This is a genomic window from Microvirga sp. TS319 (assembly GCF_041276405.1).
GTDB lineage: Bacteria > Pseudomonadota > Alphaproteobacteria > Rhizobiales > Beijerinckiaceae > Microvirga.
Genome location: NZ_JBGGGT010000001.1, coordinates 62,988 through 77,847, shown reverse-complemented (window position 1 = coordinate 77,847; position 14,860 = coordinate 62,988). Strand labels below are relative to the sequence as shown.

General features: G+C 63.0%; 13 protein-coding genes. 11 read left to right on the top strand and 2 right to left on the bottom strand.

All coding sequences use genetic code 11. The features are described 5' to 3' along the window. The first annotated feature begins 17 nt into the window (after positions 1 to 17). Positions 18 to 1,562: a UxaA family hydrolase gene (locus tag AB8841_RS00300; protein WP_370433895.1), complete on the top strand. Its 1,545-nt coding sequence runs from the start codon at positions 18 to 20 to the stop codon at positions 1,560 to 1,562. 47 nt (positions 1,563 to 1,609) lie between these two features. After that, the gene (locus AB8841_RS00295) at positions 1,610 to 2,581 is read left to right on the top strand and encodes a GntR family transcriptional regulator (protein ID WP_370433894.1); all 972 of its coding nucleotides are present in this window, start codon (positions 1,610 to 1,612) and stop codon (positions 2,579 to 2,581) included. A 422-nt stretch (positions 2,582 to 3,003) separates the two neighbouring features. Here AB8841_RS00295 and AB8841_RS00290 read toward each other — a convergent pair whose 3' ends face one another. Beyond that, a complete protein-coding gene (locus AB8841_RS00290; protein WP_370433893.1) occupies positions 3,004 to 3,879 on the bottom strand; it encodes a MurR/RpiR family transcriptional regulator in 876 nt (291 codons plus the stop codon). 101 nt (positions 3,880 to 3,980) lie between these two features. On the opposite strand from AB8841_RS00290, the gene AB8841_RS00285 reads away from it, so the two are divergent. The 8 genes from AB8841_RS00285 to AB8841_RS00250 all read left to right on the top strand — a co-directional run bounded on the left by AB8841_RS00285 (position 3,981) and on the right by AB8841_RS00250 (position 12,461). Beyond that, positions 3,981 to 5,591, top strand: a complete 1,611-nt coding sequence (locus AB8841_RS00285) for an ABC transporter substrate-binding protein (protein ID WP_370433892.1) — start codon at positions 3,981 to 3,983, stop codon at positions 5,589 to 5,591. A gap of 40 nt (positions 5,592 to 5,631) precedes the next feature. After that, a complete protein-coding gene (locus AB8841_RS00280; protein WP_370433891.1) occupies positions 5,632 to 6,609 on the top strand; it encodes an ABC transporter permease in 978 nt (325 codons plus the stop codon). After that, positions 6,606 to 7,520, top strand: a complete 915-nt coding sequence (locus tag AB8841_RS00275; protein WP_370433890.1) for an ABC transporter permease — start codon at positions 6,606 to 6,608, stop codon at positions 7,518 to 7,520. Before AB8841_RS00280 ends, AB8841_RS00275 begins: the two co-directional genes overlap by 4 nt. Further along, positions 7,517 to 8,500, top strand: coding sequence for an ABC transporter ATP-binding protein (locus AB8841_RS00270; protein ID WP_370433889.1), 984 nt, complete (start codon positions 7,517 to 7,519; stop codon positions 8,498 to 8,500). Before AB8841_RS00275 ends, AB8841_RS00270 begins: the two co-directional genes overlap by 4 nt. Further along, positions 8,497 to 9,501, top strand: coding sequence for an ABC transporter ATP-binding protein (locus AB8841_RS00265; protein WP_370433888.1), 1,005 nt, complete (start codon positions 8,497 to 8,499; stop codon positions 9,499 to 9,501). The genes AB8841_RS00270 and AB8841_RS00265 overlap by 4 nt, the downstream gene beginning before the upstream one ends. Continuing rightward, complete coding sequence (locus AB8841_RS00260) at positions 9,498 to 10,370, top strand: alpha/beta hydrolase (protein ID WP_370433887.1); 873 nt, start codon at positions 9,498 to 9,500, stop codon at positions 10,368 to 10,370. Before AB8841_RS00265 ends, AB8841_RS00260 begins: the two co-directional genes overlap by 4 nt. Before the next feature lie 44 nt (positions 10,371 to 10,414). Next, complete coding sequence (locus AB8841_RS00255) at positions 10,415 to 11,833, top strand: M20 family metallopeptidase (RefSeq protein WP_370433886.1); 1,419 nt, start codon at positions 10,415 to 10,417, stop codon at positions 11,831 to 11,833. Positions 11,834 to 12,170: 337 nt separating this feature from the next. Continuing rightward, positions 12,171 to 12,461: a hypothetical protein gene (locus AB8841_RS00250; RefSeq protein ID WP_370433885.1), complete on the top strand. Its 291-nt coding sequence runs from the start codon at positions 12,171 to 12,173 to the stop codon at positions 12,459 to 12,461. 136 nt (positions 12,462 to 12,597) lie between these two features. On the opposite strand, the gene AB8841_RS00245 is transcribed toward AB8841_RS00250, so the two are convergent. Further along, positions 12,598 to 12,786, bottom strand: a complete 189-nt coding sequence (locus AB8841_RS00245; protein ID WP_370433884.1) for a hypothetical protein — start codon at positions 12,784 to 12,786, stop codon at positions 12,598 to 12,600. A gap of 293 nt (positions 12,787 to 13,079) precedes the next feature. Between AB8841_RS00245 and AB8841_RS00240 the strand changes: the two genes are divergently transcribed. Beyond that, positions 13,080 to 14,852: an ATP-binding protein gene (locus AB8841_RS00240; RefSeq protein ID WP_370433883.1), complete on the top strand. Its 1,773-nt coding sequence runs from the start codon at positions 13,080 to 13,082 to the stop codon at positions 14,850 to 14,852. Positions 14,853 to 14,860: the final 8 nt, after the last annotated feature.

Sequence of the window (14,860 nt, the reverse complement as noted above, 5' to 3'; positions counted from 1 at the left end):
CTGAGAGGAAAGCACCAATGCCCGCCATCGCCCTGCCGAAAGAGGCCCGAGCTATCGTGCTGAACGCGGCCGATAATGTGGCTGTCGCGCGCGACAAGATCGCGAATGGAAGCCCGATTGGCCTTGATGATGTGGTCTCGACGGGCGATATTCCGCGCGGTCACAAGTTGGCGCTCCGTCCGATTCAAACCGGGGAGGCCATACTAAAGTATGGACAGGTCATCGGGTTCGCCACGCAGCCGATCCAGACGGGCGAGCATGTGCACCTGCAAAATATGGCGATGCAGGAAAGCAACGTCGCACATGAGTTCTGCGCCGACGCTCGCCCCACTCCCCTGCTGCCGGAGGGCGAGCGCCGTACGTTCCAAGGCTTTCGTCGCCCGAACGGGACGGTGGGAACGCGAAACTATATCGGCATCGTAAGCTCCGTGAACTGCTCGGCCACTGTCGCAAAGGCAACGGCCGACTATTTCAATCGCGGCGGCGGCTTGGCGAACCATTCAAACATTGACGGGATTGTCGCCCTCACGCATGGCGGCGGATGCGCGATCAACACGGCGTCGGAGGGGTATCGCTACCTGGTTCGGACGTTGAGCGGGTATGCGCAGAACCCGAATTTCGGCGGCATTCTCATGATCGGGCTCGGGTGCGAAACCAATCAGATCGAAATGCTCCTGGAGCGCTCGGGCCTGACCGAGGGAGCATTCCTACGAACAATGACGATCCAGCGGATGGGCGGGACCCGGAAGTCCATTGAAGCCGCCAAGGCAGCGATCCATGAGATGCTGGACGCAGTCAATGCCGTGCCCCGTACCCCACAGCCCCTCTCTGAGTTGAAGTTGGCCTTGCAGTGCGGTGGGTCGGACGGCTATTCCGGGATTTCCGCGAACCCGGCTCTTGGCTACGCGGCGGACCTGCTGGTTCGCCATGGGGGGACGGCAGTTCTCTCCGAAACGCCCGAGATTTATGGGGCCGAGCACCTCCTGACGCGCCGGGCTACGGCGCCGGAGGTGGCGCGCAAGTTGATGGAGCGGATTGATTGGTGGCGCGCATACACGGCCAACAATGATGCGGAGCTCAACAATAATCCGTCTCATGGCAACAAGGCTGGAGGGCTGACGACCATCCTCGAGAAGTCGCTTGGCGCCGTTGCGAAGGGCGGGACAATGCCGCTCGAGGCCGTGTATGAATACGCCGAGCCGATTGATCGAACGGGTTTTGTGTTTATGGATACCCCCGGATATGACCCGGTAGCCGTAACGGGCCAGGTTGCGGGCGGATGCAACATCATCTGCTTCACGACTGGGCGCGGTTCCGTCTCGGGCTTCAAGCCGGCGCCCTGCATCAAGATCGCGACAAACACCACCATGTACGAGCACATGGAGGAAGACATGGACATCAATTGCGGTGGCATCGTCACGGGCGACGACAGCATCGAGGAAGCCGGCAAACGGATCTTTGAGAAGGTCATTGCCGTCGCATCCGGTGAACGGTCGTTGAGCGAGACGTTCGACTATGGTGACAACGAGTTCGTGCCGTGGCCGCTCGGGGCGGTCACATAGTCTGCACGAGGCACCAGCGCCGAAGTCCTGAATAGAGCAAGAGTGCAATGATCGAGCGTAAGCGGCCAGCCTATCTGTTGATCAAGCAGGCCCTGCAAGCAGGGATCGAAGCCGGACGCGTGCCGGTGGGGGCGGTTCTGTCCGAGAGCGCCCTCGCGTCGATTTTCCGTGCCAGCCGATCGCCGGTGCGGCAGGCCCTTGCAGAGCTCGAGCATGAAGGAGTCGTGCATCGCTTCGATGGACGTGGCGTCGTCGTTGGCGGTGCCGACAGCTCACCGATCCGCCTGGAACTCACCCCAGCGATGTTCGATCTGGGCCCGTCGGAAGTCGTGCGCAGCGATGCGTGGGAGAACCTCTACTATGACCTTGAGCGGAGTATCATCCATCGCTCAGTTTTCGGTCGCGCGAGGGTCAATGAGCTGGCACTTGCGCGGCATTACGGAGTTGGCCGTACCGTTGCCCGCAATCTCCTTATCCGATCTCAGGCCGCGGGCCTCCTGAGCAAGGAAGACAATGCACATTGGTACATCGTCGCACTCACCGACACCCGTGTTCGAGACTTGTACGAGCTTCGAATTGTGCTTGAGCCGCTTTTGGTCAAGAGCGCTGCGTCAGGCATCCCCGGCGAGGAACTGAACGCCATGGAGCGCCGGCTCCATTCAGTCGCAAGCTCGATGTCGACAGCAACCGTGAACCAGCTGGATGAGTTGGAAAACGATCTCCATGTGCAATGTTTGAGCTACGGCCGAAACCTCGAGGTCATTGAGGCGCTGAAGCGTACACGCTGCTCGCTCGTCGTCGGAAAACATATTCAGGCGGCGCTGGCGAAGCATCCGCAGATCGACCCTTTCACGGATGAGCATCTAGCGGTTATTCGCGCACTCAAGCGTGGTGACGGTGATTCTGCGGCTGCGGCCTTGAGCTCTCACCTGGTAGAGAGCGGGATAAAGGCGGTTGAACGCCTGGAGGCATTTCGCGCCGTCAATAAGATGCCACATATTCCTTTCGTCTTGGACTAGAGCACTTTTCGGCGAAGTGGATCCGGTTCGCCGTCAAAAAGTGCGGCAGACTAAAGAAGAGAGCTGATTCCACATCAGCGGAAACAGCTCTAGGTCACCTGACGCGTCGGGAGGAGATTGCGGTTGGGGCATGACATGGGCCGTAATCCATCGTGCGGACCCGGCGGGCCGCTCTGGCGAAAAGTGGACTCGGTTTTCCCTGACGCGGCCCTTCGGGTCCGCTCAAACGATGCGCTCATCTAAGGAGAGAGCATCGAATGGAATCCCAAGAGTGGGGCCACTTCCCGCGTCCGATGCTCTAGGGGCGCCGAAGACCTCCACCAGAGATCCCTACCTCCACCAGAGATCCCTCCCGGTTGCGCCACGTCCCTGTGCAGGAACACGACTCGGGCGTCACGCCAAAAAGGTCAACCTTCGTACCCTCACTGATAGAACGTCCAGAGAAGACTTTCGCTCAGCTCCTTCAGGGTTTCGACCGCATCAGGCCGCTCCCGGGCCACGGCCGTGATGATGGCGTCCGCGAGTGCGAAGGCGGCGGTCGGCGAATTCGGCAGCAGGCGGTTTCGCGCCGGAGCGAACAGCGTCATGTCGGCGATCGGCACGAGCGGTGAGCTGGGTGCATCCGTCAGCGCCAGCACGGTCGCCCCGCGCTTCTTGGCGAGGCTCGCGAGATCGACGGTTCCGCGAGAGTATCGCGGAATGGAAATGGCCAGCATGACCTCGTCCGCCCCACCGATGGTCATGATGTGGCGGATCGCCTGCTCGGGCCCGCCCCGCGACGATGCGAAGGTGACATTGGCATCCAGATAAAGCGCCAATCCTTCCTCGAGATGAGCCGCCACATGATGGCTCGCGCCGGAGCCGACGATGAAGATCCGGCGCGCTTCCAGAAGAGCCTTCATCGCGCGGGAGGAGATTTCCTCGTCGAGAGCCGAAATCGTCTCGTTCAGGTTGGCGGTCTGGTCCTTGAGGACGGTGACAAGGGTCGAGAAGGCCGAGCCTTGCACGCTGTGCGCGTCCGCGAGGCTGTCGATGGGCGCCATCGCCACCCGAAGGGCTTCCGCGAGCGCGGCCCTGAACTCGCCATAGCCACCGTATCCGAGAATGCGCACGAAACGGGTGACGGTCGCGGCGGAAGTTCCGCTGCGCTCGGCGAAACCTTCGATGGTCATCGTCGCCGTTTCGAGAGGATTCTGCAGCACGAAATCCGCTGCACGGCGCGGTGCGCCGGTGAGCGAGGGATAGTGGAAAGAAATGCGGTTGGCGAGGTCCGTCGTCGGCTTCAGAACATGGGACATGGACGCTCCACCCAGATTGACGTCAGTACATTTTCATGTTTTCTAATTCCTGAAAATAAATCTGTCAAAAGACAGCACCCTGGGAACGGAGAAGCAATTCCATGCATCGTCCACTGATATCCGCCTTCGTCGCCGGCACATGCCTGCTCAGCGCTCCTGCGTGGGCCCAGTCCCTCAAGGTCGCACTCAGCTCCGAGCCGACCGCCATCGATCCACATTATCACGATCTGACGCCGAACAATGCCCTCGCGGCGCATATCTTCGACGGGCTCACCAAGCAGGATGAGAAGCAGACGGTTCTGCCCAGCCTCGCGACGTCGTGGGAGAACGACGGGCAGATTCGCTGGACGTTCAAGCTCCGCCAGGGAGTGACGTTCTCCAACGGCAAGCCGTTCACCGCCGACGATGTGATCTTCAGCTTCTGCCGGACCTTGAAGAACGAGACCGCAATCGCCGGCTCCTTCGCCGACATTACCGGCAACTTCACGGCGGTCGAAGCCCCCGACCCGTACACCGTCGTCATTACCACGAAGGCGCCGGATCCGCTGCTGCCGAACTTCCTGTCCGCTGTGGCCATCCTGAGCTCTTCCATTCTTCCGCATGACAAGCTGACCTTCGACGTCGCAAAGAACTGTGGAGTGACCGGCGCATGGCCTGTCGTCGGCGACTTCAACGACGGCAAGCTCGCCATCGGCACGGGACCCTACAAGTTCAAGAGCTACACGAAGGGAACGAGCGTCGAGCTCGAGCGCAACGAGAAATACTGGGGCCCTGCTGAGCCTTGGGCCAATGTGACCTTCGTGCCGGTTCCCAATGCCGGTCCCCGTCTGGCTGGCCTGCTGGCAGGGGACTACGATGTGATCGAGAATCCGGCCGCGCGCGACGTCAGCCGGATCAAGGACGACAAGCGCTTCGGCTATGTGATCACGCCCTCGACGCGCGTGATCTACTTCCAGCTCGATGTGGAGCGCGAACCAAGCCCGTTCGTGAAGGCCGACAACGGCAAGAACCCGCTGAAGGATCCGCGCGTCCGCAAAGCGATGTCGCTGGCCATCGACCGCGACGCCATCGTCAAGCGCATCATGGACGGCGCGGCCGAACCCGCCTACCAATTCCTGCCCGCCGGGATGTTTGGCGCCCTGACGAACCCGCCCAAGCTCGCCTACGATCCGGCCCAGGCGAAGAAGCTCCTGGCCGAGGCGGGGTATCCGAACGGATTTCAGGTGACGCTCGCGACCACGAACGACCGTTACATCAACGACAGCCAGATTACGCAGGCCGTAGCGCAGTACCTGACCCAGGTCGGCATCCGCGCCGAGGTGGACGCGATGGCGCGCGCCATCTACTTCCCGCGCCGCTCCAAGAAGGAGTTCAGCGTGGCACTCGGCGGCTGGGGCTCCACGAGCGGCGAGGCTTCGTCCTTCCTGCGTCAATGGCCTGCGACGCCGGACGAGGCAAAGACCATCGGCGGATCCAACTACGGCGGCTATGCTGATCCCGAGTTCGACAAGCTCATCCGCACGGCAATCGTCACTCTCGACGACGCAAAGCGGTCCGAGCTTCTCAATCAGGCCGGCATGAAGGTTCTCGAAGGCGGCGCATTCATCCCGCTGCATTTCGAAAGCACCGTCTGGGCCTACAAGTCGAACCTGACCTATGTCGGCCGCGCCGACCAGTTCACGATGGCCATGCAGGTGAAGCCGGCGAAGTAAGCCTCCTCAACGTAACCGCGAGCAGACCGGAACGCCTGACATGACTGCTTACATCTTGCAGCGTCTGATCCAGAGTGTCCTGGTTCTGCTCGCAGTTTCCATCGTGGTCTTCCTCGCCGTCTACGGCATCGGAGATCCGATCGAACTTCTGGTTCCTCCGCAGGTCAGCGCTGCGGAACGCATGGCGATGGTCCGCCGCCTCGGTCTCGATCTGCCCATCTGGCAACAATATCTGTCCTTCCTCGGCAATGCCCTGAAGGGCGATCTCGGCCGCTCCTTCGTTCATGGCATTCCCGCAGTCGACCTGATCGTAGGCAGGCTCCCGGCCACCTTCGAGCTGGTGCTTCTGGCGATGAGTGGGGCGGCCGCCATCGGCGTGCCGCTCGGCCTTCTGGCCGGCCTCAACCCCGAGAGCCGCCCGAGCCGCGCGATCATGGCCGGGACGATCCTCGGTTTCTCCCTTCCGAGCTTCTGGAAGGGCATGATGCTCATCCTGCTCTTCAGCGTCTTTCTCGGATGGCTGCCCACGGCCGGACGCGGTGAGACGGTTTCCGTTCTCGGCATCCCGACAAGCCTGCTGACGCTCGACGGCCTCAAGCATCTCGCCCTGCCCGCGCTCAATCTCGCCGTTCCGAACATGGCCCTGATGATCCGGCTCGTTGCGGCCGGAACGACGGAAGCGATGACGCAGGACTACGTGAAATATGCTCGCGCCAAGGGCGTGCGCCGCAAGCGTATCGTCGGGCGCCACATCCTGCGCAACATCCTGATCCCCGTCGTCACAGTGGCGGGCATGGAATTCGGCAGCCTCGTCGCCTTCTCGACGATCACCGAGACCGTGTTCGCCTGGCCGGGCATGGGCAAGCTCCTGATCGACAGCATCTATCATCTCGACCGTCCAGTGGTCGTCGCCTACGTGATGCTCGCGACCTTGCTGTTCGTTGCCGTGAATTTCCTGGTCGACGTTCTCTACGCGGCGCTCGATCCACGCGTGAAGCTGACGGGAGAAATGGCATGAAGCCGCTGAATTCGGCGGCAGCCGCCGTGCCCGACGACGCCAACACACCGATGCGGCGAAAAGTGCTGCGCCGGATCAGCAGTCGTCCCACGACGCGCGGTGCAGTGATCCTTCTCGGCATCCTTCTGCTTGTGGCCCTGCTCGCCCCCTTCATCGCGCCGCAGAACCCGTACGACCTTGCCACCTTAAGCGTGATGGACAACCGCCTGGAGCCCGGCTCGCAGGGCATGAGCGGCATCACCTACTGGCTCGGCACCGATGCTCAGGGCCGCGACATGCTGAGTGCGATCCTCTACGGTCTTCGTACCAGCCTGCTCGTGGGCCTGACATCGACCGTGGGCGCCCTCGCCATCGGCATTCTTGCTGGCCTTGTCGCTGCGCAATTCGGTGGTGCCGTTGACGCGGCGATCATGCGCGTCGTCGATTTCATGCTCGGCTTTCCGTCAATCCTGATCGCCCTTGTCCTGCTCGCCTCGATTGGGCGAGGCGTCGACAAGGTGATTCTCGCGATCATCCTGGTGCAATGGGCGCAGTATGCCCGGCTGATGCGCGCGGCCGCCCTGGTGGAGCGGCGCAAGGAATATATCGAGGCCGCCGTCAATTTCGGCCTCCCGACGCGCCACATCATGCTGGCTCATCTGCTGCCGAATTCCGTCGGTGCGGTGCTCGTGGTCACCACCATCAACATCGCGAGCGCGATTACGCTGGAAGCCACCCTCTCCTTCCTCGGCGTCGGCGTTCCCGTGACCGAACCTTCGCTCGGCCTGCTGATTTCCAACGGCTTCGAGTTCCTGCTGTCGGGAGAATACTGGATCGCGGCCTTTCCCGGCATCGCGCTTGTGCTCTTGATCATGTCACTCAACCTCGTGGGCGAACGCCTCCGCCGCAGCTTCAACGTGAGGGGCGCATGACATCGCCGCTTCTGGACGTCCACGGGCTCAAGACCGTGTTTCATGACCTCGCGGGAGCATGGCCCGCTGTCAACGGGGTCGATCTCTCCGTGCAGGCGGGAGAGATCGTGGGCCTTGTCGGAGAATCCGGCTCGGGCAAGTCCGTGACCGGCTTCTCGCTGGTCCAGCTCATCGATCCGCCTGGCGAGATCGTAACGGGCGATGTGCTGTTTAAGGGCGAGGACTTGCGGCAAGCCTCCGAGGAGCGACTGCGCAGCCTGCGGGGTGACCGCATCGCGATGATCTTCCAGGATCCGCTGATGACGCTCAATCCTGTCCTCACCATCGGCGAGCAGATGTGCGAGGCCATCCTGGAGCATCGCGCCTGCAGCCGTGAAGAGGCGATGACCGAGGCCTCGCGTGCCCTGTCGCGGGTGGGCATCCCCTCGCCCGATGCGCGCCTGAGACAGTATCCGCACGAGTTCTCGGGCGGCATGCGCCAGCGAGTCGCGATCGCGACAGCCCTGCTGAACGAGCCCGACCTGATCATCGCCGACGAGCCGACGACAGCGCTCGACGTGACAATCCAAAGTCAGATCCTGTTCGAGGTGCAGAAACTCAGCCGCGAGACGGGCACCGCCGTGCTCTGGATCACCCACGATCTCGCAGTCGTCGCGGAACTCGCCGACCGCGTTGCCGTCATGTATGCCGGGCAGATCGTGGAGACCGGAACTGTCGATGACGTTCTGGACCGGCCCCGCCATCCCTACACGCTTGGATTGCTTGGCTCGTCCGCCGCGACCGTTGCTCCGGGCGAGCGCCTGAAGCAGATTGACGGAGCCGCGCCCAGCATCGATGCACGTCCGAGTGGCTGTCCCTTCCGCCCGCGATGCGGGCGTGCCCTTCCTCGCTGCGCGGAGATCAACCCCTCGCCGCAGATTCTGGCGAACGGGCACAGTTACCGCTGCCACAACCCCGTATCCGAGGGCAGCGCCCCATGAACGCCCCCTTCTTTGAGCTGCGAGATGTGAAGAAGCACTTTCGCGGCAAGCAGACATTCGCGCAGCGCCTTCTTGCCGCGACCGGCAACGCTTCGCCGCCGCCGGTCCTGAAAGCCGTCGACGGCGTGGATCTCAGCGTGATGCGCGGCGAGGTGCTGGGCCTCGTCGGCGAGTCCGGCTGCGGCAAGTCCACGCTTGCACGGATCGCGACGGGTATTGCCAAGCCCAGTGGGGGCGACGTCGCCTTTGAGGGCAGGCCCACCGCGAAGCTCCGGGGGAAGGAGCGCCTGAACTATCTGCTCAAAGTCCAGATGGTTTTTCAGGACCCTTACGCGTCGCTCGATCCACGTATGCAGGTCCACAAGATCGTCGGCGAAGCTCTGCGGGTTCATCGTCTTTTGCCGAAAAGCGAGATCGACGCAGCCGTAGACAAGGCCCTGACCGAGGTCGGTCTCGATCTCGCCTATCGCAATCGCTATCCGCACCAGTTCTCCGGCGGACAGCGACAGCGCATCGGCATTGCCCGTGCGCTCGCGGTGAAGCCGGACTTCTTGGTCTGCGACGAGCCGGTCTCGGCACTCGATGTCTCAATCCAGGCTCAGGTGATCAACCTGTTCATGGATGTCCGTGAGAAGCACGGACTGACCTATCTCTTCGTCAGCCACGATCTGGGTGTCGTCCGGCATATCAGCGACAGGGTCGCGATCATGTATCTCGGACGCATCGTCGAGATTGGCGCGGCTTCCGCTGTCTTCACCGATCCGGCCCACCCCTACAGTGCGGCGCTCATCGCCGCGAGCCCGTCGACGGCGCGGCGCAGACGTGCGTTCCAGCCGCTCAAGGGCGAACTGCCCTCACCTCTCGCACCGCCCAGCGGCTGCCCCTTCCATCCCCGCTGCGAGCACGCCATGGCGAAATGCCGTGAGGTCCGCCCGGCCCTGCGGGAGATCGCCCCCGGCCGCAGTGCCGCCTGTCATTTACACCGTTCGGACACTCCATGACCACGACCACGCTCACCCCCGAGATCGGCCGCAGCACGCTTCCTTTCGTCGATCCGTTCCATCCAGACCGGCCGCTGAATGTGAACGTCTACCGCCCGGCGGATCACGGACCTGATGATCCGGTGGTCATCGTCCAGCACGGCATGCTCCGCAATGGTGACGAGTACAGAGACTTCTGGATTCCAGCCGCAGAAGAGCACCGCATCCTGATCGCTGCGCCGACCTTTTCCAACGAGCATTTTCCCAATGCGGAATCCTACAATAACGGTTTGGTCGTCGAAGGCGACGGGAGCGTCCGACCTGCGGAGAAGTGGCTCTACGCCGTTCCTGCCCGCGTCTTTGCCGCCCTGCGGAGAGGTGGCGTGACGCGTCGCACGAAGGCTCACCTCTACGGCCATTCAGCCGGCGGACAATTCGCCCACCGCCTGTTGGCCACCCAGAGCCATGAACCTTTCGAGGCTGTGGCTGCCGCGAATCCGGGCTGGTATACCCTGCCGACCCTGCAGCGCAGCTTCCCCGAGGGCCTCGGCGGGCTCGGCCTCGATGAATCCGCCATCGCACGCTGGTTCGCCTACCCAATGCATATCTTCGCGGGAGATCAGGACACCAGCACGGACGATCCCAATCTGCCCGCCCAAGCCGAGGCCCTGGGTCAGGGGCCGCATCGCTATGCGCGTGCGCATTTCGTCTACGACTTCGCTCGTCGGGAAGCCGAGCGTCTTGGCCTGCCGTTCAACTGGACGCTGATCCGCATCGCGGGCGTGGGCCATGACGGCGCGGCGATGTCACGTGCCGCTGCCGCCTATTGGTTCGAGGGACGCATTCCACCCACTGATGAGCTGGTGTCCGCGGAAGCAGGCGCCCTCTAGAACCTGTTCGGGCGAACTCGCAAAGCTGAATTCGGAGCAAGATCATGAACGTTCGAAATGAGATTTGGCAGCATGTGGACGCCGCCAAGGACCGGCTCATCGCCTTGAGCGACAGGGTCTGGGGAATGCCTGAGGTCTGCTACACCGAAGTGCGCTCCTCGGCCGAGCACGCCGCCGAGTTGCGGCATCAGGGCTTTCGCGTCACGGAAGGCATCGCAGGCATTCCCACGGCCGTCATCGCCGAAGCAGGCGAAGGCGGGCCCGTGATCGCCTTCCTGGGCGAGTACGATGCTCTCCCGGGATTGAGCCAGGAATCCGGTGTCGCGGAGCATAGGCCTATCGAAGCCGGCGGACATGGACACGGATGCGGCCATAACCTTCTGGGATCCGGCGCAATGCTGGCGGCGGTCGCCCTGAAGACCTGGCTTGCCGAAAAGGGAATTCCGGGCCGCGTCCGCTATTACGGCTGCCCGGCGGAAGAGGGCGGAGCGGCCAAGGCCTTTATGGTGCGTGCGGGCGCTTTCGACGATGCCGATATCGCCATCTCCTGGCATCCCTACAGCTTCTGGGAAGTTGCGCCGGCCTTGTCACTCGCCAATACCCGCGCTGATTTCTCCTTTACCGGACGCGCAGCCCATGCCGCCGCGGCTCCCCATCTGGGCCGCAGTGCGCTCGACGCGGTGGAGCTCATGAATGTGGGCGTGAACTACATGCGCGAGCACATGCCATCCGATGCGCGCGTGCATTATGCCCTTCTCGACACGGGTGGCATCGCTCCCAACGTGGTGCAGGCGTATGCCCGCGTGCGCTATTCCATACGTGCCATGGATCTTGGCGGAATGCTCGACCTGGTCGAGCGCGTGCACAAGATCGCGCAGGGTGCTGCTCTCATGACCGAGACACGTGTGGAGATGCGGATCGTCAGTGCCGTGTCGAACACCCTCGGCAATACGCCCTTGGAGCACGCACTGCACAATGCGATGGAAGAACTCGGACCTCCTCCCTTCGACGACACGGACCGTGATTTCGCCAAGAAGATCCGCGCAACGCTTTCCGAGCAGGAGATTGCCTCCGTGTACCGGGCCGTCGGCCAGCCGAAGTCGGATGCGCCTCTCGCTGACTTCCTTGTGCCGCTCGCGTCACCGCGCAAGCCGATGGTCGGCTCAACCGATATCGGCGACGTGAGCTGGGTGGTGCCGACAGTGCAGGCCCATGCTCCGACGGTGGCAATCGGCACTCCGTTCCACACATGGCAGGTTGTCGCTCAGGGAAAGATGCCGGCCGCACACAAGGCGATGGTGCATGTCGCCAAAGCCATGGCTGCAACGGGCATGGCCGCGATGACCGATCCGTCCCTGATCGCCGCGGCCAAGGCCGATCTCGCAGAGAGAACCCGTGAGACACCCTATGTGAGCCCGCTGCGCGAAGGCGTCGAGCCGCCCCTGGACATGTCACGCGGCTAGTGCCTCGTGCTGACCCGGCCCTTCGGGTCCGCTCAAGCGACGCGCTTCTCTCTACAGCATCGGACGTGACATCGAGCCCACATCCGATGCTGTAACATTTTGATTATGAGCATCTTTTCACGCAAAACCGATTCCCACTTTTGCGTCCGATGCTCGGGCAGTCCCTATCCGAGGTCTCGGGGGAGTTGCCCGATGCGGTCGGCCAGCTCACGCCCGACGGCCGCCGGCGGGGAAGAGACCTTCCCGGCTGGGCATGATCAGCAAGGCGGATCCGATGCGCAGGAACGTGGGCTTGGGGCCGACGTTGACTCGCAGCCCTCAGGGTTATGGGAGGACCATGATGCTCAAGAGGCTCCATCTCGCGATGGCCGGCACGCTCAGCGCGGTGAACACGGCCCTCGCCCAAGCCACCCCCCCTGCCGGAACCGGCGCACCCGCCAGCCCTGCGGTCGATGCTGAGAGCGGCCTGACGTGGCTGTGGGTCATCATCGCTCTGGTGATCATCGCCGCCATCGTCTGGTACTTCATGCGCGGGCGGTCACGGACGACGACTGCGGGCACGACCAGCACCTCTTCTGTGTCCCCCGGTGACCGGCCCCACGTTTACGACGACAAGACGCGCAAGTAGGCTGTATCAGTAGGCTGCATCTCGGCCGAATGAAGGTACCTCTAGGCCAATCCGCATGGATCAGGACGGATGCCCTGCACCCGGGGCGGCCGGTTCGTGCGATGGTCCAACCGAGGCGATGGCCCGGTGCGGGTGATCATGGCCTGGCGGCAAGATCGTCCTGGTCCTTGCCAATCTGATTGATCGATTGCGCAAGATCAGCCTCGGCTTGGCTCAAGGCCTGCGAGCGTGCGATTTCGGCCCGAGTCTGCTCGATGGCCTGATGGGCCAATTCGATCGTCTCCTCAACGGCTTCCTCGAGAGGTTGTTTGTTCTCGTTCGACATTGTCCTGAGCTACCGGGCCAATACGGCCAAACCTTGGCCGTTGCCGTCACCTCGATCGCCAAGCCGTCGTTACAGGGCCCGGAGGTGTCCTCGCGCCTGTCATGCGGATGCCCCCTGCCGAAACGACACAGGTGCGTGCAATAGATTATGAGCGCGACGAGGCTACTTCTCGGGCCGCGCATCGTGCGAAAAAGTGACCCCGATTTTTCGCAAGAACGATGCGCTGTTCTATAATGGGATCAATTCGATGCTCTAGCGTCCCGGCCATTCTCCAGCCGAGGAGGATCGCTCGCGTGAGGTTCAGATCCCTTGGATTCACCAGCTTCCTGGCCCTGGCCGGCATGCTAGCTGCAGCCATCGTGCTGATCGGCACTCTGGACCTATGGTATAGCTATAACGACGCAATTGAGCGTGGCGAAGGGATCGTCAGCAACCTCGTTCTTCTATTGGCCGAGCAGACCGAGCGTACCTTTCAGGCGGTTGACCTGACCCTTCTCTCAATCCGTGACGTCCTCTCGACATACGACGTGCCCAAGCACGATGCGACTTTCGAGGAGATGTTGAGAAACCGGGTCAGCTCCCTCCCCTACGTTAGCGCCATCTACGTGATCGGTACCGATGGCCTCCCCACTCAGTCCTCGGGTTACCCCGACGTATTGGGAGTGGATGCCGTTGACAGCGCCGCCTTCCAGGCGCTCAGGGACACCCCCGGTCTCGGCCTCCGGGTCGGGCATCCGCGGCGAAGCAAGGTCGACAACGCGTGGTTGGTCACCCTGAGTCGGAGGATCGACCGGCCTGATGGCACCTTTGGCGGCATCGTCGTGGCTGCAGTCGACCTTCGGTTCTACGAGACCTTCTACCGCAGGCTCCGGATAGCCGATGGTGGATTCATCGAGATCGCCCTCAGCGACGGAACCCTCCTGGTGCGCACCCCGGCTGCCGACGAGGCCATAGGAAAGTCGCTGGCGGTCCCGGGCACGGCCTTCGACTACCTGTCTCACGGTCCGTCCGGCGTCTTCTGGGGAACCAGCCCGATAGACCGCATGGAGAGGGTCATCGGATACAGTACTCTGGACAATGTTCCCGCCCTCGTGCTCGTCGGCCTGGCGCAGCGATCCGTGCTGCGCCCCTGGCGAGGACACGCTGCCGTGGTGATCGGCGCCATGGCGGTGCTCCTCGCCCTCTTGGCGGCGCTCGTGTACAGCCTGTCCAGGAGCCGCCGGCGCGAGCGTGAGGAACAGGCCCGGCTCAGGCGTGTCCAACGAATGGAGTCTCTCGGGCGCATCGCCGGCGGCATCGCGCACGATTTCGGCAACACGATCCGCGTCGTCCAAACGGCCTGCACGCTTCTCAAACCTTCGCTGAAGAACAATCCCGATGCCCTTTCACTGGTCGAGGAGACGGAGCATGTCCTCAGGAGCGCGAAGAGCATGACCGAAAGCCTCCTCGCCTTCGCGAGGCGGCAGGACCTCCGGCCCCGCCTCACAGTAATCGACGACTTGGTCTCGGGGTTCGCCATGATCCTGAAGCAGGCCGCAGGTCCCCGGATCGTGATCGAAATCTCGCTGGCAAGCGATGGTGCCACTTGTCTCCTGGACCCGGTGCAGCTCGAGGCAACGCTCCTCAATCTCGTGCTCAACTCGCGGGACGCCATGCCCGACGGCGGCACCCTCAAGGTGGAGACCGGGCTTTCCGCCCCGCCTCACCCCTTCCCGACCGCCCTGGGCGCCGAGGGCGGCGAGCGGGCCAGCCAAGCGTGGCTGCGGCTTTCCGTCATTGATCAGGGGGTCGGCATGGCTCCTGCGGTCGTCGAACAAGCCTTCGATCCGTTCTTCACCACGAAGGGACAGGGCAACGGCCTCGGCCTCAGCCAGGTGCTCGGCTTCGTCCAGCAGAGCAATGGGGAGGTTCGTCTCGAGAGCGAGGAAGGACACGGGACGAGGGTCCATCTCCTGTTTCCGACGCTGCCGGGCGGCAGCTCCGGGGATGTCGGTGGAGTTCAGTTGTCCGCTCCACAGGATGCCCCTCCCGGGACGAGCCCCGGCGACCCTTCAGGAAAACCCTGAGAGGAGGA